This is a genomic window from Brevibacillus sp. MER 51 (genome assembly GCF_023714195.1).
GTDB lineage: Bacteria > Bacillota > Bacilli > Brevibacillales > Brevibacillaceae > Brevibacillus.
On record NZ_JAMAUS010000004.1, the window covers coordinates 219,226 to 243,583 of the forward strand.

The following is a 24,358-nucleotide window of genomic DNA, read 5'->3' on the forward strand; positions in this document are numbered from 1 at the left end:
GGATCGAAATAATGGGAGAGAAGGTGTGGAATTGTTCAAAATCAGCGAGTTTTCCCGACTGAGTCGAATTCCGTTACAAACGTTGCGCTATTATGATCAGATTGGGATTCTAAAACCAGCAAAAATCGATGATACGACCGGGTACCGTTATTACTGTGCCGAACAGCTTCTGCAGATCAATCGAATTGTCATCTTCAAAGAATTGGGGTTCTCGTTGCAGCAGATTGCGCAGTTGCTTCATGAGAATATACCAGCCGAACAAATTCGGGGCATGCTGAGGCTCAAAGAAAATGAAATCCAATCCCTGCTGGAGATGGAGATGTCAAAGCTTGCCCGTATTAAAGAACGGGTGCAGCTTGTTGAACGGGAGGGAAGGATCGAGAAGGAGCAAGAGGTGGTTCTGAAGCAGGTAGATCGTATGCACTTGATTTCCTATTCAGCACGAGGTGCTGCTGAAGATATTCCTTGGCTGTTTCAAATGTTCGACAGTTTGCTTGATGCCAGCCTGAAATCATCCTTGACTGGTCCCAAAACAGTGCTATGGAAGGAAAGCGGAACAAAGGATCAGCTTTTCGAATTTGGGGTGGGCTACGCCATTAAAACAGATTCTGTCACACTGCCCGAGCAAATGGAACGAAGCTTCTTGCCTGCCGAGACAATGGCTACGCTACTATTCCGTTCGGATTCGACCTTTAAGGAATCAGCTTGCCTGGATCTGGCTACGTGGATTGAACAGCATGGCTACTGTATTCGAAGCGAACAGCCCGGCAGAGAAATCTATGTTCCCTTATCAGAAGAACCTGGAGTTGAGCTCATAGAAATCCAGATTCCAATTGAAGCAAGGGGGCAAATTGAGCATGGGAAATAAATGGGTTGTCTATACTCTCGCTTTGGCCGTTTTCCTGATTGGGACGGTGGAGTATATGATCAGCGGCATTATTCAAATCGTGGCAGTTGACCTGGGTGTCACGACATCGTCTGCCGGATTGCTTGTCACTGCTTTTGCCCTTTTTGCGGCAATAGGGGCTCCCATAATCATCGCTGCTACCATCCATCTTGACCGAAAAAAATTATTACTCACGATGCTTGGCATTTTTATGTTGAGCAACTGGCTGGTCTATGTGAGTCCTTCCTTTGAGATGATGCTGGTTACACGTATGATTCAAGGACTCAGTGGAGGAGTTGCTACTGTTGTTGCGATGGCGGTATCTACACAGCTAGTTGAAGAGGGCAATCGTGGACGGGCAATCGGTATCATTTTGATGGGATTGAGCAGCTCGCTTGTACTTGGCCTCCCGGTTGGCACTTATTTAAGTGAAGCGATTGGCTGGAGACTGCTGTTCATTTTCATTGGACTGCTGGGCTTAATTCCGCTGCTTGTCATTTATAAAAAAGTCCCGCCTATAAATGCGCAGGAGACTGTAACACCGCGGGCACAGCTGGCTGTTATAAAAAATAAAAAAATTCTGGCCGCGGTTGTTATCACGTTGTTGTACATCGGCGCTTATTCAACAGTGTTTACTTATATTGCGCCTTTCCTGCTAACCCGGGCAGAGCTTTCGGCATCCGAGATTTCGGGGATTCTGTTTTTAGCAGGCATTTGCAGTTTTATGGGGTCAAAAATTGGAGGGGTTATCGCAGATCGCAAGGGACCGAAATTTTCGATTTATTTTGGACTCTCCCTTCAGGCAAGCATGCTGCTTTTGCTTTCGGTCATGGATGGAGTGATAACTGTCCATATCGTGATCATCATGCTGTGGATGCTCGCCACATGGGCAACGTCTCCGGCCCAACAGCTATATCTGGTTACTCAGGTGCCCCGTTCGCCGGATATCGCTCTTGGCATCAATACATCCTTTATTCAATTTGGCTTTGCTTTGGGATCATGGGTTGGGGGACTGGTGATCAGCAACGCCTCTGTGGAGCATCTAGGCTGGTCCGGATTTGTTATTGCGTTGCTGTCACTGTTGCTCGCGATCCGTTTGTTTTCGTTAAAGAAAGAGAAAGAGCAATTATCAGCGTAGAAGATAGCGAAAGATGCCTTTTCGTCTCTCTCGACAGCATTATTTTAGGAAAACGCCCCAAGATTATTTGTGCTACAGAAAAAACGAAAGAGATAGTGCGACAATTCTTTAAAAAATACGGTAATAGTGCCGAACTCCTTTTTATTCTAAAGAAATTGGTATAATCATGATAAAAAGGAGGGGTACCACTATGGACCGGATCGATGAACAAATCCTCCGCTTATTGCGGGAAAATGCCCGGATCACCAGCTCCGACATCAGCAAGCAGGTTCATTTGTCCGTGCCTGCGGTCTCCGAGCGAATACGTAAGCTGGAGGATACAGGACTCATCAAGCAATTCACGGTGAAGCTGGATCGGGAGCAGCTATGGCTTCACCTGATTGCGTTTGTGATGGTACAAATCGAGAAAACGGAGCATATCGCTGGCTTCCGTGAAACGGTCATGCAGGCAGACTGTGTCCTTGAATGCCATCATATTGCGGGAGCTTACGACTATGTATTGAAGATCGCCGTAAAAGGGACGGCTGATCTGGAACGATTCATCTCTGAAACATTAAAGCAAGTAGAAGGGGTAAGCAAGACGAATACGATGATCGTCCTGTCTTCCATGAAAGAGGAGATATGAATCTGATGGCGATCTGGAACGGTCTATTATTCGGGATGATGCTCCAGCTATCCGTTGGTCCGGTTTGTCTGGCGGTGTTGCATCGCTCAATGACTCGGCGATTGCGGGAGTCACTTATGATGGTACTGGGTGTGGCACTCGTGGATACGGTGTATATGGTAGGGGCAATTGGGGGACTGTCGCTGCTGTTACAAATCCAATGGGTCAAACAGATGGTCTTGATTATGGGAGCCCTGATTTTGACTTGGTTTGGGATTCAAACCTTGCGTGCCATAAAAGGAAGAGGAGAGCATGAACAAACACCAGTCCAGCATCCTCGGTCGGATCGAAGCAGCTTTTGGCACGGCGTGCTTCTGACGCTCGCAAATCCTCTGACCGTTCTGTTTTGGGCGGGAGTATTTGGTTCGCTATTGGCATCTGGCACTTTTGTTCATTCAACGGAGTTGTTCTTGTTTGCTACGGGCTGTCTGTTATCGACTTTATTGTTCCTGGGGTTGGTAGCTTTGTTGGCCGCGTATTTGGCTCGCTTTTTTCGCCCGGGTTGGCTCAACGTTTTTCATGGGCTTAGTGGAGTCTTTCTAATTGGGTTTGCGATTGTCCTTTACGCAAAAAGCTGTTTGCTGCCGCGATAGTGGCCTTTTTAAAGGAGTTCGGAATGACTGCATCGAATTTTAATAGGATACAGGAATTGTGAGAGAAAATAGTGTTTTCCTCCCATGTGAATTGGGTAATAGATAGGAAGATAGAACCCTTTCTTGTGAAAGTACCATAGTACAGGGTGTGAGGAGAACCAGTGATGACGACGGATACGTGCTTGAAATGCGGCAGTCCGATGGGCCGGGGAGAGTACAGTTGCCAGGTTTGCGGAGAAAACGAAATACAAGACTACCAGATGATTCGCAATTACGTGAGAACCTATCCGAATTCGAATGCGATGCAAATTGCCAATGCAACAGGGATATCTGTTTCAAAAATATTGCGTTATATAAGAAATGGCTCGTTAACGGTAGTAGACAGTCCGCCCCGCAGAGGGCGATCATGAGAAAAAAGAGAAAAGCCCACAAGCAGTCGCGAAAGCATTTCGTGTAGCTTTGTGAGCTTTTTTATTTTTGATGCAATCTTACAACCAGCGTAGACCTTTTGGATAATGATTTTTGAGTTGCCCCTCTGATTGCTTGCCCCAACCGATGGAGAATCCATCTACAGTAACCAGCGTCCAGCCGCTTTCCCCATCTCGCGTGAGCGCTTCTCCTTTTAGGTACCGCAACAGTTCAGGATCGTCCGCGCCATACGAAGCGACACGGGCTGCCTCCGAAGGAGAGAGGGCGAGCGCCAAGGCGTGTGCAGGTTCAAATCTGTTCTTTTTTACGGTTCCCAGGTGCAGACCGACGCGCATGACCTTGAGCTTGTCCCAGTCGAGCTCGGGAGCAGGTGAGTAGTAGAGCTGCTCGCCAAATAAAAGAAAAGCAGCTTCATCTTCGAATGATTTGGAGAGCGCCGGGAGCGCTTCGACTGCGAACGTACGCCAGGCTGCCAGTGCTTCTTTTCGACCCGTCGGAGTTGATTTTGCTGCACGCTTTTCTTTACGCTTCCCGGAAGGTTCTTGAACCTCAGCGCTCTCGCTCTTTTGCAGCTTGGCGAGGTAATGACCTTCTCCCTGTAGACGATGCGGCCACAATCTGGCTGTCTGGGTGAGCTCCTCGTTTTGTGGCGACGCCCACTCGGGTTGGCCAGCAGAAAAGCAATCTGCATGTGGCAGCGAGATGATCTCAAATTCCGGGTGACGGTCCAGGAAGTTAACCAGGGACTGCTCATTTTCCAACGGAGCAAATGTGCAGGTGGAGTAGACCAACGTCCCGCCTGGCTTCAGCATTGCAGCGGCCGCCTCGAGAATATCACCTTGCATGACATGGCATTCCATTACTTTTGCAGGACTCCAGTCTTCGATTGCTTCGGGTAGCTTGCGAAACATTCCTTCGCCAGAGCATGGAGCGTCTACCAAAATTCGGTCAAAAAACTGGGGGAATCGCTCTTGCAAACGTTCAGGCGTTTCGTTGGTCACGACGGCATTGGTAACGCCGCAGCGCTCCAGGTTTTCTGACAAGGCTTTTGCTCGAACAGGATGGATCTCGTTTGCCACAAGCATTCCTTGTCCACGCAAAAACGCTGCAAGCTGCGTCGATTTCCCTCCTGGCGCTGCACATAGGTCGAGGATGCGCTCACCAGGTTGGGCACCGAGTGCTTCGGCAGCGGACATCGCGCTTGGCTCCTGCAAATAGTACATGCCGGCGGAGTGAAAAGGATGCTTGCCGGGACGAGCTGGCTCTTTGTAGCGAAATCCGTTTTCGCACCAAGGGACTGCTTCCAGAGCAAACGGCGAGATTTTCAAAAAATCGTCACGCCCTACCTTCAACGGATTGACCCGTAAGCCGTGTGTTACAGGCTGATCATAGGAGGAAACGAATGCCTCGAAATCGTGCCCGAGCAAGGTTTGCATGCGCTCGGTAAATGGTGTCGGTAAATTTTTTGTCATAACAGCCTCCGATGTCAGATTTTGGCCCCATGTGAAAGGAAAAGATAGAATCATGGCGAATCATAGAGAATGAGGTGAGAGCATTATGGAAGGATCCCGTGCAAAACGCTACCGCTCCCGGCGGAGGAATGACTCGGAAGTAAGCCGGTTTTGGATCATGGGGTTGCTGTTCTCACTGCTGGTGCTCGCTTTTGAATTCTTTATCGAAATACCCGCCGACGCAGATTGGCTGATCGATATGGAGATGGCTTTGTTTTCTGCCAGCTTTACATTGCTTGCCTTTTATCTGCTCGGACTTACCTTTGCCTTTTCACGCCACCAAAAGGCAGGGAAGATCAATCACCAAATCATCATCTATGTATGGTTGGGTGCGATCTTGTTTCACTTGTTCCTGCTCATCAGCAATTTGTCCAATCAGCATGTGTACAAGGCAGGGATCATTCTATTTTTAGGACCATTGTTTTTAACTGTCTACCATTTTATCACGTACTTGGCAGCTTTGCGCGAGGAGCGTGAGGAGCAGGAGGCAGCTACGACAGCTACGCTTGAGCGTACGGCCTACCAGATGATTCTGGAGGGTGGGCGTGTATACAGCGAGCTAAGTCGCCTGAAAACAGAATATCCAGAAGTGGAGCAAATGCTTCGTGCCAACGATTTTCACGATAAACTGGAGCGCTATGCTTTGGAAATGCAGCAGTATTTGCAGGCGAAGCATTTTGAGCGTAAAGACGTGGAGCTCTTGGAGGGTCACTATTATTTCTTGGAAAACTTGCTGAGCTTGGCGAAACAACATCCGGGAATAATCGAGTCCCGCGTATATAGCCGCCGAGGTGACAATTGATGGGTACAGAGGAGAGGGAAGCGGATGTTTTGGAAAAAAGACAAAGGCCTGGCAGATAAAGAGACAGCAGCGACGACAGCCACAACCACAATGACAGGACAGCAAGACGCTTGGAAACATGAGCTTCGCGATCTTTACGAACAGATGGGTGCGATCCTCAGTTCAAACCAGGCGATGAACGCCGAATCCGATCAAATGGTGCGACTGGTGACAAGGATGAAGCGTGTCGTAGATAATATCCAGGCCATTAACGAGCGGGATGATGAATCTGCGAGCCAGTTGTCGGTTCGAGGAGAGCGCCTGACAGACATCTGCAAACAATCGGTAGCGTGTGCAGATGAAGGCAAGAAGGCAATGACGGACGTTGTGCAGGTCATGAGCCTGCTCGACAAAGAATCGGTCCATACGTCCAAGTCCATGAGCCGCTTGGAAGAGAGCTCTTCGGAAATTACGAGCATCGTCAAGGTGATCAGCGACATTGCGAATCAGACCAACCTTCTCGCCCTGAATGCAGCGATAGAAGCGGCACGTGCAGGTGAACAAGGCCGAGGCTTCGCTGTCGTAGCGGATGAGGTACGGAAGCTGGCCGAGATGACAGCGAACTCGACCAAGACGATTGCAGAATTGATTGGCAAGATTCAGGAAGAAACAAAAGAAGCATTGTCTAACAGTGAAAAAAGCAGCAGTGCAATCAAAAATGGACTTTCTATCAGCAAGGATGCTGCACAGAAGACAGATCAGATCGTGAACGCTTTCCAGGTACTGAACGTCGAAGTGTCGGGTGTGATGGAAATCATCGCGCATCAAAAGCGATTTGCTGATGATGTGTCCCAGCAGGTAAGTGATGCAAAGGGCTTGCTGGACGAGCTGAATGAAGGCTTGACCAAGCACATAAGGGACGCCAACGCGACAGAGCAAATGCTCGCGACGAGCGTAAAGAATGTCAAATCGTTATTGTGAGCATAAGGAAGAAGAACCAGGAGTCCGTATCCAAGCGATGCGGGCTTTTTGATATTTGTTACTTCCTTTCACGAAATATTTACATGTTTTCGTTTGACTATTAGGAATAGAGTACTATAATCAAAGTATCATTCTCCATATCTTTCCTTTTTTCGACAAAATCATATCGGCATTCGCTATGAATGGGCAAACCCATTGAAAAGTGGGGACGCAAAGCCACGGGCCTAATGTACACGTTACGATGGCAGCCGGGTTGCCAACGAGCAGTGTATTTTGCTGTTTTAGTTTTACGGCTCCTTTCATGCGAAAGGGGCCTATTACCTTTACAAAAGGGAGAGGTTGTAGCATGTCAATCCTGCAAACATTGGACAAGCAGTACATCAATGGGGAGTGGCGCGACGGGCTGGGCGCGAAGACATTGCAAGATATCAACCCTTACAATGGGGAAGTCATCGCAGAATTCAAAATGGCAAATCTGGAGGATATCGACGCGGCTTACAAGGCGGCAGCCCACGCGAAAAAAGAGTGGGACGAAGTGAATGCTTATACCAAATCCCGAATGTTGGAGCGTGCTGTTCACTATATCGAAGAGCATGAAGAAGAAATCATTCAGATCATCATTCGTGAATTGGGCGGAACCCGATTGAAAGCGTTTTTTGAGATCGGGCTTGTGAAGGATATTATTCGCGAGGCGGCTACCTTCCCAGTGCGGATGGAAGGAAAAATTCTGCCTTCTCCCGTAGACGGAAAAGAAAACCGCTTGTATCGGATTCCCGCAGGAGTTGTCGGCGTCATCAGTCCGTTCAACTTCCCCTTCTATCTGTCGATGAAGTCCGTAGCTCCAGCTCTTGGCGCGGGCAACGGTGTCGTCCTCAAACCACATGAGCACACGCCAATCACGGGTGGGACTCTCATCGCGAAAATTTTTGAAGAAGTAGGTCTGCCCAAAGGCTTGATTAACGTCGTAGTGACGGATATCGCTGAAATTGGCGATGGTTTTGTCTCCCACCCGATTCCGCGCATCCTTTCGTTTACAGGGTCTAGCCAAGTTGGGAGCCATATCGCGCAGGTGGCAGCGAAGCATTTCAAAAAGGCGATTTTGGAGCTGGGCGGCAATAGTGCGCTGATCGTTTTGGAGGATGCGGATCTCCAGTATGCCGTCAATGCAGCAGTATTCAGCCGTTTTACCCACCAAGGTCAGATTTGCATGTCAGCTAACCGGGTTCTGGTTCACCAAGATGTATACGATAAATTCCTCGATTTGTACGTGGAAAAAGTATCTGGACTCAAGGTAGGAGACCCGAATGATCCTGACACGGTAATCGGTCCACTCATCAATCAACGGCAAGTCGCCAATCTGATGGCAACGATCGATGAGGCGATACGCGAAGGAGCCGTTCCTGCACTGAAAGGGGAAGTAAAAGGAAACGTGGTCGAACCGATTGTTTTGACAGGAGTGACCACAGACATGTCGATTGCATCCAAAGAGCTGTTTGGTCCGGCTGTTTGCATCATGTCGTTTGCTTCCGAGGAAGAAGCGATTCGCATGGCGAACGAGACACCATTTGGGTTGTCCGGGGCAATTCACACCCGTGATCTGGAGAGAGGTGCCGAGATGGCCAAGCGCATTGAGACCGGCATGATTCACATCAACGATGGAACGATCAATGACGAGCCAATCGTGGCGTTCGGCGGTGAAAAGCACTCCGGGTTGGGACGATTGAATGGTCAATGGAGCTTAGAAGAGTTTACTACGCTGAAATGGATTTCGGTTCAGCACAAGAAGCGTCAATTTCCGTACTAATGCCAGCAAAATATAGAGGTGAAGAGGGTCATGAACGGATACGAAGAATGGAACGAAACAGAGGCTTCCGAAAAGGGGAAAAACGCAGAACTGCTCGAGGCTTTCATCAAGGTTGCCCCCTATTTAAATGATTTGCTTTCCGATGACATTACCATTGGGGTCTACGACACGGAAAAGCTATTGTGCAATGTACCTGCCCAAACATTTGCACTGCAAGTCAAGCCTGGTGATCCACTCCAGGAAGGAGATGTGATCACCAACGCGATCCGAAAAAACACCAAGCAGGCGATGATGGTCCCCAAGGAATTGTTTGGTTTCCCTCTCGTCGCACGGGCGATTCCCCTGCATGATCACACGGGAAAAGTCATTGGCGGTGTCGGCATTGGTTCGAGTATGGAGCGAGCCAATGAGCTGTATGAAATCGCTGCAAATCTCTCGAGTGTCGTCGAGCAGGTGAGTGCCACCACACACGAGATGGCCGTGCAGATCGGGAATTTGAACGAGCAAATGAAGGCGATCTCAGAGCAAGCCAATGATGTCAGCCAAAGTACGACCGAGATCGAGCAAATTACACTCGCCGTGAAAAAAATCGCTGATCAAAGTAACATTTTGGGACTAAATGCGAGCATTGAGGCTGCGCGAGTAGGAGATGCAGGGCGTGGGTTCGCTGTCGTTGCGAATGAGGTTCGCAATATGGCGACGGATTCCAGGGCGAATGCAGACAAAATCAAGCAAACCACGGATTCCATCCGGGATTTGATAACGCTTCTGCAAAACTCGATTGAACTGATCAATCAAACCATGGAGAGTCAGGCAGCCGCCACAGAGGAAATTTCCGCGACGATGGTCGAAGTGAGCGGCAATACGCAAAAGCTGGCAGGGCTTGCCCAAGAAGTGTTTGAAATAAAGTAAGCCCAGACATGTAACAAAATTCCCCTCTCAGGAGTCTAACTTTAGAGAGGGGAATTTTTCCTTTAGTTCTTTTGTGTGGTGGGTAGCGGTTGCTCCAGCATATAGCGATATACCGGGACTTCATCGCCCTTTTCAACGGGCAAGAAGTTAAACGTGACGTAGCTGTCCACTGATTCCGGTTCCAGGGCTAACGCAATGAAGTTCGCGTTTGGCTGGGCCATGCTGAACACGTAACTACCCGCAGGAAAGGTTTTCGTTGTTTCTGTTACATTTGCAGTCACTTGGTTGGTGAAATGCCCATTCTCGTAAATCGTATTCACCTTGTTTTCCAAAATGGTGTAGCTTTCTACCGCTATGGTCGTTTCTTTTGATAGCTTGCTTACCGAAACACCGAGCAATTCCAGCTTGGTCGCGACGTCATGGTAGCCAGGAGGCATGAGGTAGGCAGTGGGGCGCTCGCGCTCGAGTATGGGATAGGCATCCGTGGAGCTTACCCAGTCGATGGGGGTAGACACTTTTTTTGCGGTGGCTAGGTCGACCACTTCGAGAGACTGACCCGGTACGCGCTTATTCTCACTCAGGATGACGAGTTTGTCGTTGTCGTTTGCCTTTTTGCCTTTTTCCGTGATTTCTGCGCGTGCCTGCATCACGGCGGACTTGATTGCTTTGGCGTTGGCCGCTGTTGATTGAATGACAGCAGCGTGAGTCATGGCCTGGCTGTATACACGGCGCTCAAAATCGGCGCGTCCAATGCCGATGCCGCGTGTTTCCACCAAAAACGTCAATGTGTTTTTCAATCCAAGAGCATTGCGTCCGATTCTTGTCTCTGTGCTGCCTTCTGTTGCGGTCATTTTTCCGTCCTTGCCTTTTGCCAGCGTATAGTAAGCGTGATTAGAAAGCTGCTCCTTGTCGAGTGCTTTTTGAACGTCAGCCAAGAGCAGGTTGTCTGACATTTTTCGCAGGTTGGCGGGGATATTCAAGTTTTTCGCAGAGGAGATTAGAACATCGTAGGAAGAGATCGCGCCTTTTTCTCCAACATCGCGAAGCTGGCTGGAAGAGACGCCGTATTCGTGGGCGTCAAGCACCACATCAGGTTGATAGGCATTAATGGCTTGGTGAACCGCTTGCACTTCTGGATATTCTACCTTCATGTAGTCGCGGTTGGCATCCAGCTCTGTCGCGATGTAGCGTTTGAACTGGTAGGAGCCATCTGGATTGATGCGGGGAACAATCGCAATGTTTACTTTATCCAAGAGATCGGCGCCAAGTTTTCCTTCTGCCAGCCATTTGGCGATCAAAAGAGCAGATTCACCGGATGCGGGTTCATTTCCATGGATTTGTGCCTGTAGCCAGATGAGTGGCTTCTCTTTGTTTTGTTTGAGCTTGCCGTGGTCTTTGCTGAATAACAGCAGGGGGATATCGCGACCTTCCAGGGATGTACCGATGGATAGCAGCTGGATTTCCTTGTTGCCTGCAGCCAATTTGCTTATGTAAGCCATCATTTCTTCCTGGGACGTAAAAGCTTCTTTTCCTTCTTGGAAGCCAGGTGTCCCAAACTGGATAGTTGGCTTGGGAAACAAGCTCTCAATCTGTGCAGGCTGTACATAGGTTGGCCCTATTCCGTAATAAGGAATGTGGGTTTGTGGTTCAGCTTGGTTGGCATGGATGATTGAGGGGCTGGTGAACAGAGATATTACGAGTGCTGTAGAAACAACGTAGCGTACTTTCTTGTCCATAAATTCCCTCCTGAGAAATAGAAGTAGACACCTATGGTTAATTTATCAGATTATTATAAAAATAATAATCACTACGAAATATTCATTTTAAAGTAGGACTTTCGGTTCTCCTTTAATAGAATAGGGGGATGACATGGTCAGAAAAATCAGCAGAATGCTCCTTTTGATGACGGCCATCGCCGTAAGTAGTTTCTTTCCGAGCGATATTTCTGCAAACGAATGGAAAAAACCAACAGAAACAGAGACTGTTGACCACCTGAATGGCGCGATTCACCAAAAACAAGAATTTCGATTCTCCGATGGTGTCACGTATTGGGCCCATAAAATGACAGGTCAGCGCAATATGATGCCCCACGTTTTCACCATTCCGATTCAGGGCAACAGTCAGAACATGATGTTCCGCTATCGTGCCTATGATGAATCGAAGAAACCGTATTGGAAGGTTGTCACGCTTGATCAAGTCCAGATCCTTCCGCTCTCCTCAGGTTTTGTAGAGACGGAGGGCAGGTATATTTGGTTAGGTAAGCCCATTACCTACGTGGATAAAGGCAGAGCCACGATTGAAGAAAAGCCGGCATTGGCGTTGCCAGTCGAAGTAAAACAGACGGCTTATGGTGTCGAGCTCGTGATCAAGCTGCCGATGAAAGCAGGGGTTATCAGTGAAATGTGGGCGCTCGATTCGAGAGATCCGCTCGTTCCTTGGGGAGAACAATCGATTGACAGCGTCTGGATTAACTTGGACGTGACGGAAAAGGCAAAATGGCTGTACGATGGGTATTACTATCAAAGCCCTTCCACGTATGAGCCGACTTCGGAGTCCTCCTTTTGGCGGATTCCTGAAAATTATGTCCTTCGCTCCTTTTTATATACAGGTGGAAGCAAGGCTGCCCGGGATATGGGCTATGTAATGCTGAGGGCGAGCTTGAAACAGCAGGAGCCTGAGGGGTACTGGAAGACGCAGCCGCGCTCCTTGTGGCTAAGTGGCGATTACGGGATACCAGAAGGCTTTTACGATACGAGATTCAACACAGGAGCGGCAGATCTGATGCTGCGGGGCTGTGATCAGTATCAAGAAAAGGACTTTTGCCAATCAGCGAAAAAATATGCTTCTTACTTTCACAATCACGCAGCCATGAACCGTTTTGTCATCGCTGGTGTACAGCAAGGCTGGCTGGTTTCTGACTACGCGACAGCAACGAATCCGATGATTCAGACACATGTTTCTTTGAACCATCAGTTGGCGGAAATCAATTTTCTCTACAAAAGCTACCTGCAATTCGGCGACCGGACTGACAAAGATTTAGCGGATATGATGCTTTATGGTGTCGTAAACCTCGGATCGCAGTGGATTCTCGGAAATGGCGATTTGCATTACGCTTATTTTCCCGATGGAACATTCGGCAGACCGGACTATCCGTTCTTGACCTACAATGACTTGGTCGAAACGCAGCGCTTGTACCGTCAACTGCACGGGATGGATGAGATGACGCTTGCGATGCTAATTGACAGTAAATGGATGTGGATGCAATTGAATAATGTTTCGTACCGTTAAGAAAAAAGAACCTAGAATATAATAAGCTATTTCGCAGCAGCCGCTTCCCTGTAATCTTCAGGGAAGCGGCTGCTTAATTATAGCTGGTGGATCATTTCGCAATGGCATATGAACCTTGGAATCATGTATGGCGCTTTTCAAAGGAGAGCAGTCTTCTCGTTTTTTTCAAATGCGTCGATGCTCCCAATACAACGTCCCATTCTTTCGTACCACAAGCAGTGCATCGATACCGTTGACGTTTTACCGGTATCTCAATGACTTCATTATTGATGAGATCTTTGTATATTTGGTGTTTATTATCAGATTTGTGAAAGCTCCCATTCCCACAATGAAAGCAAATGATAGGGGCAACAATTGTAAAATTGTATTCGTTGATAATGATACTCACCTTCCGAGATGCGTGTCGCACAAAGTTCTAGTAGAATTAATAAAAATAAATAAATTTTATTAGCACGACCCATTTTAACAACGAAATATTGGTTAGTAAACTGCCCAGTTATGGAATAGCAAAGCCTAGACTAACGGGACTCTGTTTGACGTGATTGATCATAAAAAATTGCCGGTTTTCCCTCTCATAGGTGTGACCGGCATACTTCACTTAAAGTTGAGAGCATTCTGATCTATTTCCGCAAGGCAAACAAGGTCAAAAAGCTGACAGCCTCCCGCAGCTCTACGCTTAAGCGGCCCGCGATATCTGGCGTAATTCCCTCTTTGTATACCGGCTCTTCACCCAGCAGTGTGAAGCCATTTTCGCTCGCCAACTGCTTGGCTTCCCAGGGCATCATCGTATTTTGGATCGTCGTCTCTTCATATAGTCTGCGATAGCTATGTGCGCGTGGACCAGCTGTAGGACCGAGGATACCCAAGACGAGAATTCCTCCGGGTGCGAGCACGCGGTGAAGCTCTAGGAGTGCCTTGAGCGGAGACGGAGTGAATTCCACTACGTTAATGGAGAGCACACCGGAGAATGTATCATTGGCAAAAGGAAGCTCACTGATGTCTCCTGTCTGAAAATGAACGGAACCCGAGAAGGAAATGACCCGGTCATGAGCGAGGCGGATCATTTCCCCGGCAATGTCGATGCCCTCCACCTGGTAGCCGTGCTCTGCAAGCTTGCAACTGGCATAGCCGTCACCACAGCCTGCATCGAGAACAGATCCAGATCCAACAGGTATATGCTTCATAAAATAGGGAAGGATGGTGCTTCGACTCCCTTTTTCCCACATGTGCTCACTTCTTTTTTGCCAGTCTTCTGCAAATTGATCCCATTGCTTGGCCGCTTGTTCCGTCCATTGGCTCATCCTTTTTCACGCCTTTCTCTTCGATTGAGCGATACCATTATGAAGAAAAACTCCGGTCGAGGCGGCCGGAGCTTTTCATGGAAGTTGTTTTACGTCAGTCGATCATGGTTTGGGGATATGTGGGACCAAATCAGCAATTTTTTTACTCTTAAGCGTCTGCATCATTTGCTGCTCGGCCTCAGTCACAACCTGTTGAATCAGGCAGGCACTATCATGTCGGAAACTGCATTCAAACAAGGAGGTGGTCCCTTCAATGGCTTGGATAACATCCAGAAACGATATATCATCCTGGTTGCGTTTGAGCTTGTATCCGCCATTTGCGCCGGAGATCGAGTGTATTAACCCAGCCTTGACCAGTTTGGTCAGCATTTTGGATAGGTACGTTTGTGAGACGCCCAGCTTCTCTGCCAAAAGCTGAACACTAACGGGTTTATCAGGGGCTTCTGCTACCAGATAGAGCATCGCATGGAGGGCATAGTCTGTTGCCTGTGAATACTTCATAAGACACCTCAATCATGGACTTAATACATCCATCATAAAGTGAATGGGAAGCATGAGCAAGGGGAAGAGTGATTCGCGCTGTTTTCTGCACTTTCGATGCCCATTTTTGGATGGTTCAACTTGACACAAAAAAACTTTTAGAGATATTATAGACACAATAAGTCTGTGAATAAGTTATTCGAAATGATTCAAGCACAGCGTTTTTTTGTCTCCATCAGGGATATTAGGAATCTGTAATGGTTGTTTTAATTAACTTTTCAACTTATAAAAGGGAGGAAAGTACAAATGAGCATTTGTCACACGACAGATACTACTTTTCAACATGATGTAAGCGAAGGCTATACTCTCGTCAATTTTTGGGCACCTTGGTGCGGGCCATGCCGCTTTTTTGGGCCGATACTCGAATCGTTTGACGGAGAGCATAGCAGCGAAGTGCGAGTCCTAAAGGTCAATGTCGATGAACAAACGGAGATTGCCAATCAGTATGGCATTATGAGTTTGCCAACGACCATTTTGCTCAAAAACGGGGAATTGATCGACAAAGTCGTAGGAGCGGCCCCTCTGGCGGAACTGAAACAATTTGTTTTCAAACACAGGTAAGTAGCTAAACTCAGGGAAAGCCATCGGTCAACTTGATCGGTGGCTTTTTGGTATCCAGTTGTTACTCGCATGCGTACTTTAATGAATGAAAGCGTTTGAGCGTTTTCGCGTTGTTCCGTGTTCTTGCAAGGGGAAGCGCTTCCAATGTACTCTCAAGATAACGACAAAATAATCCCAATTCACAAAATAATGTCAATAATCGAAAAGGAAAGCGGAGGGGTAGGCAATGAGCAATACCGATTTTTTCCCGATTCAGGACTGGGACTACCTGGAGTTTTATACAGGGAACGCCAAGCAAACCATGCACTATTTCACAAAAGCGTTTGGATTTGAAGCAGTAGCCTATGCGGGCTTGGAGACAGGTTCTCGGGAAAAGGTTTCCTACGTCTTGAAGCAGAAGCATATGACGTTCGTGATCAGCGGGGGGCTTACGCCTGACAGCCCGATCTCGGATTTTGTGAAAAAGCATGGGGACGGAGTCAAAGACGTTGCCCTGCGTGTAGAGGATTGTGAGCAGGCTTACCGGGAGGCAGTTTCTCGCGGAGCCATTCCGATCATGGAACCGACTGAGTATACCGATGAATTCGGGACGGTCAAAAAAGCGATTATCGGTACGTACGGAGAAAACATTCATTCCTTTATCGAACGAAAAAATTACAACGGACCATTCTTCCCAGGCTATAAAGCTTACCAATCTCCAGTCAAAGGAGAGAGTACGGGTATCATCGGCATCGACCACATCGTTGGAAACGTCGAGGTCATGGATGAGTGGGTAGAATATTACCAAAAGGTCATGGGCTTTACAGCTGTACAAAATTTCAGTGAGGACGACATCTCGACAGAGTATTCTGCGCTCATGTCCAAAGTAATGCAAAGCGGAACCGGACGCATCAAGTTCCCGATTAATGAGCCCGCAGAAGGACGCCGCAAGTCGCAGATTCAGGAGTTTTTGGAGTTCTACAAAGGGCCAGGGGTACAGCATATTGCTATCCTGACCAACGATATCATCGACACTGTATCGAAGCTGCGTGATAACGGTGTGGATTTCCTCATGGTGCCAGATGCGTACTACGAAGATTTGAAAGAGCGTGTAGGGGAAATTGACGAAGACATCGAGGCGCTGAGAAAGCTGGGAGTCTTGGTCGACAGAGACGACGAAGGCTACCTCTTGCAGCTGTTCAGCAAGCCGATTGTAGACCGTCCGACGCTGTTCATCGAGATTATCCAGCGTAAAGGTGCGCGTGGCTTCGGGAATGGCAACTTCAAGGCACTGTTCGAGGCGCTGGAGCGCGAGCAAGAGCGTAGAGGTAACCTGTAATTTATTGATGTAACGGCATGACAAGACCATCTCAAGCTGAAAAAGCTGAAGGGATGGTCTTTTTCTATTTTCGAAGCAGAAAAATGAATGCCTCATGAACCATTTACCCGTCTCTATCATCTATACTAATGAGAACCAAATGTTGGATATAAAAGGAGGGTTATGCGATGTGAGCATCAAGAGGGAAGTTCAGCAGGACATTCAGCTGGCGCAGGACGGCAGCGTAGAAGCTTTTGCCAGAGTCATTCAATTGTACGAGCGGACTTTGTATGGCTTGGCACGAACCTATGTCGGGCGGGACGAGGATTGTGCCGATGTGGTGCAGGATGCGGTGATGAAAGCATTCAGAGCCATCCGAACGCTGCGAGAGCCTGCTTATTTCAAAACATGGATGATTCAAATTCTCATAAACGAATGCAGACAATGGCAGAGAAAAAAGAAACGAAGCCCAACAACCGTAGAGCTGTTTTCACTACAAATAGAGGAGAAAGCGGTACAGGTTCCCTACGAAGCGATTGAATTAACAGAGGCAGTATGGAAGTTGGAGCAAGAGCTGCGCATCGTCGTTTGGCTTCACTATTACGAGGATTTGCCAATCAAGCAAGTCGCCTTGCGAGCAGGCATCCCGGAAGGTACAGTGAAATCCCGGCTGAACCGGGCTCGCCTACTGCTTGCAGAAGAGCTGGAATCCTCCCAGGAAAGGAACGTGGACGATGACCCGACTTTTGTGCGGAAGCTGAGTCTGGACGACTTCGCTCCGCTATTAGCCGCATAAGTACACAGATGTCCAAAAGAGAGAGAAAGGGCCGAAATTAGGATGATTCATCGATTGGAACCAAATGATTATGCAAAAATCAGAACGTTGGTCTCGCCTAATAATGTGAACATTTTGACCATCCATGCGATTATCAATGGGACAAATCGAGGAGTGATTTACGTAGACGATGTGGAGCAGCCCCGGACAGCCTTGGTCGATCAAACAGGAGTGATCAGCATTTTCGTAGGGGATGCTGCCAATGAAGCGTTCACAGCGGATCTGGGGGGCTTTATTGAGGGGGAATTGCGCACATATACGACCGAATCGTGCGGGGGCACTCATTTTCTGGCAGTTGTCCCAGATGAGACGTGGGAAAAAGCAGTGACCAAAGCCATCTCGCATCGAGAGATCGAAACGGATTGGGAATATTACTACCAGTTCAATCCCGAGCAATTCCAAGCGCGAAAGATCAGCTATCGCCCTCTGCCCGAAGGATACACGTTGAAAAGAATCGATGCAGGCGTCATTGAAAACGATCCGGACAACATCTTGCTCGAGGTTGTGGAGGAATTCTATCATTCGGTGGATGATTTTCTGCAGTGGGGCGTAGGTTTTTGCGTATGTAAAGGAAATGCGATTGTGAGTGCTTGCCTGTCTTGCTGTGTCCATGAGCGTGACCATGAAATTAGCGTGGAAACGTACGAGGAAGCCGATATGAACAAAGGCTTTGCTACGCTTGCTTGTGCGGCGTACCTGGAGCATTGCGTGGAACATGGGCTGACACCGCACTGGACCACGCTGGAAACGAATGAGGAATCAGTTCGTTTGGGGATAAAGCTAGGATTTGAGCCGAAGGAAAAGTGCAAAATATTGGAGTTCGAGTATTAAAACGATACGGATATACATGGGTTGTCGAAATCATTTCGGCAACCTTTTTTACTAGGAAAGGAAGAGAAACAAAAGGGAAATACGTAGTAGAGAGTGAATATTTTGATTAGTTACAGAAACGAGCAGGAACCATCGGGCAGCGATTGAGAGGGATCAACCAATGAATATGGCATTAATGGTTCCGTTGACGGAGCGGACGGCTGTCTTGATAGTGGCGGCCTTGTTGTTTACACGTGTACGAGCATTCCGCAGCATATTGAACCAGCAAGCGACATGGCGAGAAAAAGCACTGATGGTCGTCATTTTTTCTGCTATTTCCATACTGGGTACCTATAATGGCATTTGGTATCAGGATGCGATTGCGAATTCACGTGTGATCGGGACTGTCGTGGCTGGATTGCTGGCTGGTCCCTGGGTAGGGTTAATGACAGGGCTGATTGCGGGAATTCATCGCTATTCATTGGGGGGCTTTACAGATTTGGCATGTGCCATCTCGACTATTAGCGAGGGCTTGTTTGCGGGATTAATCTATCAGTTCCTCCGTAACCGCAGCAAAAAAATCGGGTGGACGACAGCACTCTTCGTTGGTTTCTTGGCGGAGTGGCTGCAAATGGGAATTGTTCTTCTAATCGCACGTCCTTACGCTGACGCTTTGGCATTGGTGCAGGCCATTAGTGTGCCGATGTCAGTCGTCAACTCGGTTGGAATTGCTATTTTGATTATTATTATTGATTTGGCCAAAAAGGAAGAGGATCGGATTGGCGCGCTCCAAGCCCAGCGAACGCTGCAAGTAGCGGACAAGACACTCTCTTACTTGCGTCAAGGACTGACGTATGATTCTGCCCAAAAGGTAGCGGAGGAAATATTGCGGACGACGCGTGTAGCAGCGGTAGCGATTACCGATACGCGCTCTGTGCTTGCGCATGTTGGCGCAGGCTCGTCCCATCACGTAGTTGGAGAAGGCATAACGACTAAGGCGACCCGTGAAGTTTTATCGACCAAAGAAGTAAAAATTGCCCAGACGAAAGAAGAGATTGGGTGCAGGGAGACGAATTGTTCCTTGCGCTATGCGATCCTTGTCCCTCTGATGCGAAGACGTGAGGTGGCGGGCGTGCTTAAGCTGTATCAGGATCGGTCTCGCAAATTGTCGGCAGTGGACCTGGAACTCGTGCGTGGATTGGGGAACCTGATCTCGAGTCAGCTCGAACTGGCTGAGCTGGAGAAGCAATCCCGTTTGTTGGCAGATGCAGAAATCAGAGCCTTGCATGCGCAGATCAATCCGCATTTCTTGTTTAATGCGCTCAATACGATCGTTTCGTTCATTCGCTTCCGCCCCGAACAGGCCCGTGAACTGTTGATTCATTTGGGGGAGTACTTCCGGCGTAATTTGCATGACTCTGGCGGATATGTCAGTTTGGCGCGTGAGCTGGAGCATATCGAAGCGTATTTGGCCATCGAACGTGCGAGGTTCGGGGACAAGCTCCATGTAGAGTACGACATCGAGGATGGTGTAGAGCGGATTACTGTGCCAGGACTGATTTTGCAGCCCCTGGTAGAAAATGCGGTCAAGCACGGGCTATTGCCCAAACGCGAAGGGGGAACGGTAGTGATTCGTGCGCGCCGCAAAGAAAAGCAAATCGTCGAACTGACAGTGGCAGATAATGGGGTCGGAATGGAAGTGGACCCATTCGAGCCAGCCCTTAATGAGAAGCGTGCAGGGAGGCAATTATCCGGGATCGGTCTTGCCAATGTAAAAAGCCGTCTCCAGTCGATTTACGGAGAACCGTATGGAATCGTGATCGAGAGCAAAAGCGGGAGCGGTACAACATGCACCATACAATTACCGATAGGGGTGAACGTCAGTGCTCAAAGTGTTCATCGTCGATGATGAGACGCCTGCCAGAGAAGAACTGCGGTATTTGCTAGAGCAGTTTTCGGAAGTGTCCGTAGTAGGAGAGGCGGGCAGCGGGGAAGAGGCGTTGGAAGCGGTGCTTCAGACAGAGCCAGACGCGGTCTTTTTGGACATTCATTTGCAGGACAGGGATGGAGTTGATGTGGGACAGGAGCTTCTCGAATCCATGGTCAATCCACCTGTTATCATCTTTGCAAGCGCGTATGACTTTCATGCGGTTCGAGCATTTGAGGCCGAAGCCGTAGATTATATTGTCAAGCCGTTCAGTGAAATGCGTCTGGAAAAGACGATGAATCGGGTACGAAAAATGAGGCGGAAAAGCGAACCTGCATTGGACTCGTCACCGCTGCTGGAGGAAAGGCTACAGTCCCTTCTGCAAAATGTGCTGGTCGATACTCAGCCGCGTCGTGTCCCCGTAGAAAAAAACGGCAAGATCATGCTGATTGATCCAAACGAAATCGTCTATGCCACCTTGGAAGGAAGGTATGCGATCATTTGTACAGCAGGTGAGCAATATGCGACCACGTTTACGTTGCAGGAGCTGGAGAGCAGGCTGTCACGCCAGCAGTTCTTTCGGACGCATCGGGCTTTTATCGTTAATTTATCTAAAACGGCTGAGCTCGTCCCTTGGTTCAAAGGCTCGATTCATCTAGTCATGCAAGATCACCGCAAAACAGAAGTGCCTGTTAGCCGCAATGTCGTGAAGGAATTGAAGAAACGATTGGGGTTTTAAAGCAAACAGACCAATCCTGCGTCCCGTTTGGGGGAGGATTGGTCTGTTTTTTCCGAAAGCTTACATGGGATATTCATCGTTTTTCTTACGTGTCACCATGATCCCGCCTAATACGATCAGGATCAAGCCAAGGATGCCGCCTACCTGGGTAGACGCCAGATTCGCGATCAAAAATACGATAGCAAGAACGGTGAGGATGCCAATGGGGATCAAGAGAGCGGGTTTGCGATTGCCGAATAGGTACAGCTCGGTAAGCCCCACGGCAGGACCGAGCAGGAAGAAGGGCCACGTCGTGCTCATATCCCCATGAAAAAATAGCTGGCTGAAAAAGAAGAGTGGGGCATAAACGAGCAAGATTCCGCCCGGTACGAGCAATCCAGCGCGATTTGGCTTTGGGTTCATAAAAAAGAAAATATGAAACCCGATTCCTGGGATGAGAAGGAAGACTGGCCATAGCAAGTCCAGTGCGAGCGGTACGTTCAGGTAGGTGGCCAGAACAAAAATCGCTCCGATTCCGATAATGATGTAACCCGCGATTCGTCGCATGTGCGTATTCTCCTTTTTGATGTCCATACCAATTTATGTATAACTTTAACATATTGTGGAGGAGTTTGTATCAGACTCTGGGCGGAGACTTTCTACGTCCCAAAATTGAATGCGCTTGCACTCAAACGAGGATGGTGCAGCTTGTGCCTGTTTTTGTACGGTTCAGCCATTTTTTATGTTGGCAAGTTGTCCGATGTGATACGTTTTTCTAAGGTTCATTGCCTGAATATTTGATAAATAGAAGGAGGCGACTCGGGTGAAGAAATGGTTTCTTTCCCTTTTGATTTGGGGCGGGATAGCCGCATTGGGTGCTGTCGGATTCGGGATGATAGCCCTCTGGCAAGGGGAATCAGTCAACTCGTTCTGGTTACTGACTGCCGCATTTTGCACTTATGCTGTAGCTTATCGTTTTTACAGTAAATTCATAGCCAAAAAACTAATGGCGCTCGATGACAATCGCGCTACTCCGGCAGAAGTGAACAACGACGGCAAAGACTTCGTGCCAACGAACAAATGGGTGTTGTTTGGGCACCATTTCGCTGCGATTGCAGGTGCAGGTCCGCTCGTAGGTCCTACGCTGGCTGCGCAAATGGGATATTTGCCGGGAACGATCTGGATTATCGTCGGGGTCGTGATCGGTGGAGCGGTGCAGGACTTTATCATTCTGTTTGGATCAATGCGTCGCAATGGAAAGTCTCTCGGTCAGATTGCCAAGGAAGAGATCGGTCCTGTTGGCGGAGCGCTTGCCTTGGTCGGAATTATTGCCATTATGATCATCTTGATTGCAGTCTTGGCGATGGTTGTAGTTAACGCCCTTGCTGAATCACCGTGGGCTACCTTTACGATATTCATGACGCTGCCAATCGCGATATTGATGGGATTGTATATGCGGTATATACGACCCGGGCAGGTATTGGAAGGATCGATTATCGGGCTTGCTCTCTTGTTCTTCTCCCTCTGGCTCGGTCAAATCGTTGCTGCATCGCCAACATGGGGACCAGCCTTTACGTTCTCCAAGGTACAGCTTGCCTGGATGATTATTGTATACGGCTTTATTGCCTCGGTTTTGCCTGTGTGGCTGCTATTGGCACCGCGCGATTACCTCAGCTCGTTTTTGAAAGTAGGGACGATAGCGGTATTGGCGGTAGGAATCGTGCTGACACTGCCACCATTGCAAATGCCGGCACTGACGAAGTTCATTGATGGTACTGGCCCTGTTTTTGCGGGAAATTTGTTCCCCTTCTTGTTTATTACTATCGCGTGCGGTGCCGTATCGGGATTCCATTCACTCGTGTCTTCCGGAACGACACCGAAGATGATCGCGAAGGAATCGCATGCGCCTTTGATCGGTTACGGCGGGATGCTGATGGAGTCTGGCGTCGCGATTATGGCGATGATTGCAGCATGCGTGCTGACTCCCGGAGTCTATTTTGCGATCAACTCACCTGCCGCAGCAATTGGCGTGGATGTGGTCCAGGTTGCAACGACGATAACGGGCTGGGGTTATACCGTCACCCCTGACCAATTAACCACTCTTGCCAACGACATTCAAGAAAAGACGATCCTTTCCCGGACGGGCGGAGCGCCGTCACTGGCTATCGGAATGGCGACGATTTTCTCCGGTGTATTGGGTGGCAAGGCATTAATGGCATTCTGGTATCACTTTGCGATTTTGTTTGAGGCTGTCTTTATTTTGACGACGATCGATGCGGGAACACGTGTCGGACGATTCATGGTACAAGACATGCTTGGCAACGTCATTCCGAAAATGAAGGAAGTCAACTGGCTGCCAGGTAATCTGATTGGTTCCGGGATCATTACCATCGGATGGGGATACTTCCTGCTTCAAGGTGTCATGGACCCGTTGGGAGGCATTTACACGCTGTGGCCGCTCTTTGGTATCGCCAACCAGATGCTCGCCGCGATTGCGTTTACAGTGGGAACGACGATTATTTTCAAAATGGGCAAAGCGGCTTACTCGTGGATCACACTCGTACCGATGGCTTGGCTGACGACGGCGACGCTGACAGCAGGCTGGCAAAAGCTGTTCCATCCTGATCCAAAAATCGGGTTCCTCTCACACGCAGAAGCATTCCAAAAGGCATTGGATGCCGGTACGCTGCCCAAAGGGGTAAAAACGGTGGAAGCTGCACAAAAAATGATCTTCAACGACCAGATCGATGCGGTGGTATGTGCGATCTTCATGGTCATTACGGTTGGGATCATTCTTGACGGAGCGCGGGTATGGATCAATATTCTTCGCGGCAAGCACTATCCGTTGCAGGAGTCGCCGTACATCAAGTCCAAAGGAAATGTATTTGACGGGAAAGGACATCACGTAGCATGAGGCGCAAGCTAAGAGCCATGCGAAAGGCAATGCGCAAAGTGAGCTCTGCTATTAAAACCATTTTCGGAATGCCCGACTATGATCGGTATCTCGCCCATTGGTACGAGACACATGGGGCACCAGGGATCTTTCCGATGACAGAGCGTGAGTACTATATGTACGCATTGACCGAACGATTTGAAAAAGGCGGCGTAACGCGCTGCTGCTAAAGTAGTCATGTAAAAAAGGGTGTCTCCCCGGTCAGAAAATGACGAGGGAGAGGCCCTTTTTCAATAATCCGCGCACTTTAAGGCGCATCCCTCATGGCTAACGTGTGGTGTAACAGCAGGTAAAGTATGGTACACTAAATCATATAGCATGACCGTTTTTTAGCACGAGCTGTCTCATCATTTTCAAATAAAACGTCGAAGCCTCTCTATTCCAGAAGAAAAGGGTGTGCTTTGCGAAAAAATAAGTCAAGTTTTAGGT

The 24,358-nt window shown here is 48.6% G+C and carries 23 protein-coding genes and 1 riboswitch; of the genes, 18 read left to right on the plus strand and 5 right to left on the minus strand.

What is annotated here, in order from left to right:
* Positions 1–31: 31 nt before the first annotated feature.
* From M3630_RS10750 to M3630_RS10770, 5 genes are all read left to right on the plus strand, one after another.
* A complete protein-coding gene (locus tag M3630_RS10750) occupies positions 32–868 on the plus strand; it encodes a MerR family transcriptional regulator (protein WP_251252232.1) in 837 nt (278 codons plus the stop codon).
* Positions 858–2,024, plus strand: a complete 1,167-nt coding sequence (locus tag M3630_RS10755; RefSeq protein ID WP_251252092.1) for an MFS transporter — start codon at positions 858–860, stop codon at positions 2,022–2,024. Before M3630_RS10750 ends, M3630_RS10755 begins: the two co-directional genes overlap by 11 nt.
* Positions 2,025–2,214: 190 nt before the next feature.
* Positions 2,215–2,649, plus strand: a complete 435-nt coding sequence (locus M3630_RS10760) for an Lrp/AsnC family transcriptional regulator (RefSeq protein ID WP_251252093.1) — start codon at positions 2,215–2,217, stop codon at positions 2,647–2,649.
* A 5-nt stretch (positions 2,650–2,654) separates the two neighbouring features.
* Positions 2,655–3,281: a LysE family translocator gene (locus M3630_RS10765; protein WP_251252094.1), complete on the plus strand. Its 627-nt coding sequence runs from the start codon at positions 2,655–2,657 to the stop codon at positions 3,279–3,281.
* 164 nt (positions 3,282–3,445) lie between these two features.
* Positions 3,446–3,691 carry a hypothetical protein gene (locus tag M3630_RS10770; protein ID WP_173610842.1) on the plus strand — a complete coding sequence of 82 codons (246 nt, stop codon included), beginning with the start codon at positions 3,446–3,448 and terminating at the stop codon, positions 3,689–3,691.
* Positions 3,692–3,769: 78 nt separating this feature from the next.
* Here the strand turns inward: M3630_RS10770 and M3630_RS10775 are convergent, their stop codons facing one another.
* Positions 3,770–5,182, minus strand: a complete 1,413-nt coding sequence (locus M3630_RS10775; protein WP_251252095.1) for an RsmB/NOP family class I SAM-dependent RNA methyltransferase — start codon at positions 5,180–5,182, stop codon at positions 3,770–3,772.
* Positions 5,183–5,267: 85 nt separating this feature from the next.
* On the opposite strand from M3630_RS10775, the gene M3630_RS10780 reads away from it, so the two are divergent.
* From M3630_RS10780 to M3630_RS10795, 4 genes are all read left to right on the plus strand, one after another.
* Positions 5,268–6,023: a hypothetical protein gene (locus M3630_RS10780; protein ID WP_017250646.1), complete on the plus strand. Its 756-nt coding sequence runs from the start codon at positions 5,268–5,270 to the stop codon at positions 6,021–6,023.
* Positions 6,024–6,047: 24 nt separating this feature from the next.
* A complete protein-coding gene (locus tag M3630_RS10785; protein WP_251252096.1) occupies positions 6,048–6,983 on the plus strand; it encodes a methyl-accepting chemotaxis protein in 936 nt (311 codons plus the stop codon).
* 175 nt (positions 6,984–7,158) lie between these two features.
* A riboswitch (cyclic di-GMP riboswitch) is annotated at positions 7,159–7,244 on the plus strand.
* 85 nt (positions 7,245–7,329) lie between these two features.
* Positions 7,330–8,787 (plus strand): benzaldehyde dehydrogenase, encoded by a 1,458-nt coding sequence (yfmT, locus tag M3630_RS10790; RefSeq protein ID WP_251252097.1) that lies wholly within the window; start codon positions 7,330–7,332, stop codon positions 8,785–8,787.
* A gap of 30 nt (positions 8,788–8,817) precedes the next feature.
* Positions 8,818–9,699 (plus strand): methyl-accepting chemotaxis protein, encoded by an 882-nt coding sequence (locus tag M3630_RS10795; RefSeq protein WP_173610846.1) that lies wholly within the window; start codon positions 8,818–8,820, stop codon positions 9,697–9,699.
* A gap of 62 nt (positions 9,700–9,761) precedes the next feature.
* Here the strand turns inward: M3630_RS10795 and M3630_RS10800 are convergent, their stop codons facing one another.
* Positions 9,762–11,435 carry a M14 family metallopeptidase gene (locus M3630_RS10800; RefSeq protein ID WP_251252098.1) on the minus strand — a complete coding sequence of 558 codons (1,674 nt, stop codon included), beginning with the start codon at positions 11,433–11,435 and terminating at the stop codon, positions 9,762–9,764.
* 133 nt (positions 11,436–11,568) lie between these two features.
* Here M3630_RS10800 and M3630_RS10805 point away from each other — a divergent pair, with 133 nt between their 5' ends.
* Positions 11,569–12,987, plus strand: coding sequence for a hypothetical protein (locus M3630_RS10805; RefSeq protein WP_251252099.1), 1,419 nt, complete (start codon positions 11,569–11,571; stop codon positions 12,985–12,987).
* Positions 12,988–13,607: 620 nt separating this feature from the next.
* On the opposite strand, the gene M3630_RS10810 is transcribed toward M3630_RS10805, so the two are convergent.
* Both M3630_RS10810 and M3630_RS10815 read right to left on the minus strand, forming a co-directional pair.
* The gene (locus tag M3630_RS10810) at positions 13,608–14,288 is read right to left on the minus strand and encodes a class I SAM-dependent methyltransferase (RefSeq protein WP_251252100.1); all 681 of its coding nucleotides are present in this window, start codon (positions 14,286–14,288) and stop codon (positions 13,608–13,610) included.
* A 102-nt stretch (positions 14,289–14,390) separates the two neighbouring features.
* On the minus strand, positions 14,391–14,789 hold the full coding sequence (locus tag M3630_RS10815; RefSeq protein WP_173610859.1) for an RrF2 family transcriptional regulator: 399 nt from the start codon (positions 14,787–14,789) through the stop codon (positions 14,391–14,393).
* Positions 14,790–15,074: 285 nt separating this feature from the next.
* Between M3630_RS10815 and trxA the strand changes: the two genes are divergently transcribed.
* The 6 genes from trxA to M3630_RS10845 all read left to right on the plus strand — a co-directional run bounded on the left by trxA (position 15,075) and on the right by M3630_RS10845 (position 20,997).
* Positions 15,075–15,389 (plus strand): thioredoxin, encoded by a 315-nt coding sequence (trxA, locus tag M3630_RS10820; RefSeq protein ID WP_251252101.1) that lies wholly within the window; start codon positions 15,075–15,077, stop codon positions 15,387–15,389.
* Positions 15,390–15,615: 226 nt separating this feature from the next.
* Positions 15,616–16,707 carry a 4-hydroxyphenylpyruvate dioxygenase gene (gene hppD, locus M3630_RS10825; protein ID WP_251252102.1) on the plus strand — a complete coding sequence of 364 codons (1,092 nt, stop codon included), beginning with the start codon at positions 15,616–15,618 and terminating at the stop codon, positions 16,705–16,707.
* 169 nt (positions 16,708–16,876) lie between these two features.
* Positions 16,877–17,482 carry a sigma-70 family RNA polymerase sigma factor gene (locus tag M3630_RS10830; protein WP_251252103.1) on the plus strand — a complete coding sequence of 202 codons (606 nt, stop codon included), beginning with the start codon at positions 16,877–16,879 and terminating at the stop codon, positions 17,480–17,482.
* Positions 17,483–17,524: 42 nt separating this feature from the next.
* Positions 17,525–18,352, plus strand: coding sequence for a GNAT family N-acetyltransferase (locus tag M3630_RS10835; RefSeq protein ID WP_251252104.1), 828 nt, complete (start codon positions 17,525–17,527; stop codon positions 18,350–18,352).
* 160 nt (positions 18,353–18,512) lie between these two features.
* Positions 18,513–20,240 (plus strand): sensor histidine kinase, encoded by a 1,728-nt coding sequence (locus M3630_RS10840; protein WP_251252105.1) that lies wholly within the window; start codon positions 18,513–18,515, stop codon positions 20,238–20,240.
* Positions 20,215–20,997 (plus strand): LytR/AlgR family response regulator transcription factor, encoded by a 783-nt coding sequence (locus tag M3630_RS10845; RefSeq protein WP_251252106.1) that lies wholly within the window; start codon positions 20,215–20,217, stop codon positions 20,995–20,997. The genes M3630_RS10840 and M3630_RS10845 overlap by 26 nt, the downstream gene beginning before the upstream one ends.
* A 60-nt stretch (positions 20,998–21,057) precedes the next feature.
* Here the strand turns inward: M3630_RS10845 and M3630_RS10850 are convergent, their stop codons facing one another.
* Entirely contained in the window at positions 21,058–21,543 is a 486-nt protein-coding gene (locus tag M3630_RS10850) for a hypothetical protein (protein WP_173610865.1), read from the minus strand.
* A 256-nt stretch (positions 21,544–21,799) separates the two neighbouring features.
* On the opposite strand from M3630_RS10850, the gene M3630_RS10855 reads away from it, so the two are divergent.
* Positions 21,800–23,890 (plus strand): carbon starvation CstA family protein, encoded by a 2,091-nt coding sequence (locus tag M3630_RS10855; protein ID WP_232774471.1) that lies wholly within the window; start codon positions 21,800–21,802, stop codon positions 23,888–23,890.
* Positions 23,887–24,099 (plus strand): CstA-like transporter-associated (seleno)protein, encoded by a 213-nt coding sequence (locus tag M3630_RS10860; protein WP_017250626.1) that lies wholly within the window; start codon positions 23,887–23,889, stop codon positions 24,097–24,099. Before M3630_RS10855 ends, M3630_RS10860 begins: the two co-directional genes overlap by 4 nt.
* Positions 24,100–24,358: the final 259 nt, after the last annotated feature.